This window comes from Kitasatospora sp. NPDC029367, assembly GCF_055569135.1.
In genome coordinates this window covers 1-3,955 of record NZ_JBVHYH010000152.1, presented here as the reverse complement: position 1 = coordinate 3,955, position 3,955 = coordinate 1, and the positions used below count along the sequence as shown (strand labels likewise).

Annotated in this window: 3 protein-coding genes; all 3 read right to left on the bottom strand. The window is 75.0% G+C overall.

Features of this window, described 5'->3' with window-relative positions; all coding sequences use genetic code 11:
* Positions 1-112: 112 nt before the first annotated feature.
* The gene (gene fusA / locus ACZ4W5_RS37830; protein WP_465659778.1) at positions 113-2,206 is read right to left on the bottom strand and encodes an elongation factor G; all 2,094 of its coding nucleotides are present in this window, start codon (positions 2,204-2,206) and stop codon (positions 113-115) included.
* 355 nt (positions 2,207-2,561) lie between these two features.
* Positions 2,562-3,134, bottom strand: a complete 573-nt coding sequence (locus tag ACZ4W5_RS37825; protein WP_465659776.1) for a hemerythrin domain-containing protein — start codon at positions 3,132-3,134, stop codon at positions 2,562-2,564.
* Between the two features lie 79 nt (positions 3,135-3,213).
* Positions 3,214-3,807 (bottom strand): DMT family transporter, encoded by a 594-nt coding sequence (locus ACZ4W5_RS37820; protein WP_465659774.1) that lies wholly within the window; start codon positions 3,805-3,807, stop codon positions 3,214-3,216.
* Between the last annotated feature and the right edge of the window lie 148 nt (positions 3,808-3,955).

Genomic DNA, 3,955 nt, shown 5'->3' with positions numbered 1-3,955 from the left:
CAAAGAGGAAAACAGAAAGGAAAGGGAAGGAAAGGAAAAACCGGAAAAGGGGGAAGGGCAGGGCGGTCGGGGGCCCCGCCCCCCCCCGGGGGGGGGGGGCCCGGGCCGCACCTCAGCGGTCCGCCCGGCCGGCCGCGGGGGCCGCGGGGGCCGGGGCGTAGCCGGCCGGGCGGCTGGTGAAGGTGCCGCGCCCCTGCGTGCGCCCGCGCAGGCGGCCCGCGTAGCCGAAGAGTTCGGCCAACGGCACGAGGGCGCTGACCTCGGCAGTGGCGCCCGGGCCGGGCCGGGTGCCCTGAACGCTGGCACGGCGGGCGGCAAGGTCCCCCAGGACGGCGCCGAGCGCGTCCTCGGGCACGGTGACGCTCACCTGCGCGAGGGGTTCGAGCAGCTGGAGGCGGGATGCGCGCAGGGCCTCGCGCAGGCCCAGACGTGCGGCGGTACGGAAGGCGAGTTCGGAGGAGTCCTTGGGGTGGGTGAGGCCGTCGGTGAGGGTGACGGCCAGGCCGGTGACGGGGTGGCCGCCGAGCGGACCCTCGGCGAGGGCGTCACGGCAGCCGGCCTCCACGGCCTGCACGTACTCGCGCGGGACCCGACCGCCGGTGACGGTGGAGGTGAAGGTGAAGGCGTCGTCGGCGGGGGCCACGTCCAGGACGATGTGGGCGAACTGGCCGGAGCCGCCGTCCTGTTTGGCGTGCCGGTGGGTGAAACCGGTGACGCCTTCGAGCAGGGCCTCGCGCAGCGCGACGCGGGGGCGGCCGACGACGGCCTCCACGCCAGCGTCCCGGCGTACCTTCTCCACGGCGACCTCCAGGTGCAGTTCGCCCAGGCCGGACAGGGTGCGCTGGCCGCTTTCGGGGTCGGTGGCCAGGCGCAGCGAGGGGTCCTCGTCGGTGAGGCGGGCCAGGGCTGCGGTGAGCCTGTCGGTGTCGGCGGTGCGGCGGGCCTCGACCGCGACGGTGACGACGGGTTCGGCGCTCACGGGTGCCTCCAGGAGGATGGGGTGGTCGGGGTCGCACAGGGTGGCGCCGACGCGGGCGTTCTTGGGGCCGATGACGGCGACGATGTCGCCGGCCAGGGCGTGGTCGGTCTCGGTGTGGCGGTCGGCCTGGACGCGCAGGATGCGGGCGATGCGCTCGGTGCGGCCCGTGGCGGCGTCGAGCAGGGTGTCGCCCTTGCGCAGGGTGCCGGCGTACAGGCGCAGGTAGGTGAGGCGGCCGGTGGGGGCGGTGGTGACCTTGAACGCCAGGGCGGTGAGGGGCTGCCCGGGGTCGGGGTGGCGCTGCTGGTCGCCGTCGGCGGCCCGCACGGGTGGGGTGTCCAGGGGCGAGGGGAGGTAGGCGAGGGCGGCGTCCAGAAGGGGTTCGATGCCGCGGTTACGGTAGGCGGAGCCGGCCAGGACGACCACGGCCTCCCCGGTGCGGGTGAGGTCGCGCAGGGCGGTGGTGAGGGTGTCGGTGCCGAGGGCGCCGTCGGTGCAGAACTCCTCCAGGGCCCGGGGGTCGAGTTCGGCCACGGCTTCCTCCAGGGTGCGGCGGCGGGCGGCGGTTTCGGCCGCGAGGTGGTCGGGGACGGGGCCCTCGGCGAGGGTGCCGTCCGCGTCCCAGGTGAGGGCGCGAAGGCGGACGAGGTCGACGAGGCCGGTGAAGGCGTCTTCCGTGCCGATGGGCAGGTGGACGGCGAGCGGGTGGGGGTGCAGGCGTTCGCGGATGGAGGCGACGGCGGCGTCGAGGTCGGCTCCGGCGCGGTCGAGCTTGTTGACGAAGGCGATCCGGGGCACGCCGTGGCGTTCGGCCTGGCGCCACACCGACTCGCTCTGCGGCTCGACGCCGGCGACGGCGTCGAAGACCGCGACGGCGCCGTCCAGGACGCGCAGGCTGCGTTCGACCTCGTCGGCGAAGTCGACGTGGCCGGGGGTGTCGATGAGGTTGATCCGGTGCCCGGCCCAGGTACAGCTGACGGCGGCAGCGAAGATGGTGATGCCGCGGTCGCGTTCCTGGGGGTCAAAGTCGGTGACGGTGGTGCCGTTGTGGACTTCGCCGCGCTTGTGGGTGGTGCCGGTGAGGTAGAGGATCCGTTCGGTGAGAGTGGTCTTACCGGCGTCGACATGGGCGAGGATGCCGAGGTTGCGGACGGCGGCGATCGCGGCAGTCGTGGTGGTGCCGGCGGTGGTGGTGACAGTGGTGCTGGTGGTGGTGTCGGTGCGCATGGCCCGGTGCCTTTCGAGGCGGTGCTACGGGTGGACGCGCGATTTGCACAGCACTGCCAACAGTTTCTGATGCTCCGTCAGATCACTGACGGGAGTAGGCCCTTATGGAGTTCGCGCAGGGCTGGTTCAGACGGTGGCGGCACTGTTCCGGTGCCGGCCGCGCAGCGGGCACCGGAAGGACGGGGACACCAGGATCACCTCGTACCGCGAGGCGGGAGAGGGGGCGGCGGCGCTGTGCTTCGGCATGGCCGCCCTGCCCCCTCTCCGCTTGCCGTCGTCGTCATGGTCAACCGCGCACTCGGGGCGCGGCCGCGGGGCGAGTCTAGGGAGAACGGGCTCGCGTCGGCGAGGGGTTTTACGGTGCGCGGAAGCGCAGGACCGCCTCCGACCAGTTCTCGCGGTCGGCGACTCCGGCGTCCAGGGCGGCGCCGATGGCGCGTTCCTCGTAGGCGAAGTGGGACTCCATGATGGCGGCCAGGCCGTCGAGTTCGCGTCCGATGGCCTCCAGGTCCGCGGCCCGCCGCGCGCCGGGCTGTTTGCTGGGCTGTGCGTCGGGCCGTACATCGGGCTGTACGTCGGCCCCCGTGCCGGGCCCGGCCGCGACCCGGACGGCCTGTTCGGCGAGGTCGCGGACCCGGGCGAGGATGTGGGTGATGAACCCGTGGTCCTCGACGAGCTTGGCGACGGTCGGCGCGAGGTCCGGCCGCTCACGCACCAGGGCCGTGAACAGTGCCTGGTCCTCACCCTGGTGATGGTTGGTCAGGGCCGAACAGAAGGCGAGGCAGTGGGCGCCCAGGGAGTCGTCGGGCAGGGTCCGGCGGCCCAGGCCCGCGCGGAGGTTGACCAGGCGGCGGCGCAATTCGTTGTGCGCCTGGGAGAGTTGGAGACTGAGAGCGGCCGTTCGGCCGTGCGGGTACGGGGAGGCCACGAGCGGGCGGTCCCTTCGGTCGCGCACCTCCATGCCTGGCGCGGTCCGCCACCGGCACGCGATGCTGCCCGCCATCCGATCACGTGCCACGGCGCCGCGGCAAGCCCGTCCCTGCCGATGCCGTGGGGTCGGCGGGGGCGGCAGGGTCGGCAGGGACAGCGCGGGTGCCCGCCGCGGCGGGGTCGGCAGGCGCGGCCACGTCCGGTACGGCCGCGCGGGCGCGGGGGCGCCCGAGCACGATCCCGGCGGCCACCAGCACCAGCCCCGCCCCCTGGCGCGGCCCCAGCGCATCACCGTCCAGCGCGGTGCCCAGCAGCACCCCGGCCAGCGGGTTGAGCAGTCCGAGCAGGCCGACGGTACCGGCCGGCAGGTGCCGCAGCCCCGCGAACCAGCAGGCGAAGGCCAGCGCCGTGGCCACCAGGGTGACGTAGCCGAAGGCCAGCAGGGTACGGCCCGCCAGCGGCGGCGGGGCGCCCTCGGCGAGGACGGCCGGCGGGAGCAGCAGCAGGCCCCCGGCGGTCAGCTGCCAGGCGGTGGCGGCCAGCGGGTCGGCACCCTCGCGCCAGCGGGCGGCCAGGACGTACCCGACGGAGGAAACCAGCATCGCGCCCGCCGAGGCCGCCAGCCCCCTGCCGTCGGGCACCCCGTCGCCGCCGAGGACGGTGAGCGCCACTCCGCCCAGGCCGATCACCGCCCCGGCCAGGTGGGCGCGGTGCGGGGGGGGGGGGGGGGGGGGGGGGGGGGGGGGGGGGAGGGAGCGGGGGGGGGGGGGGGGGTGGGGGGGGGGGGGGGGGTTAAGCTCCTTGTCTTCCCCGCTATCC

Bases quoted from the DNA above. Each gene is read 5' to 3' on its own strand.
- fusA (WP_465659778.1), bottom strand. From the start codon at position 2,206: ATGCGCACCGACACCACCACCAGCACCACTGTCACCACCACCGCCGGC.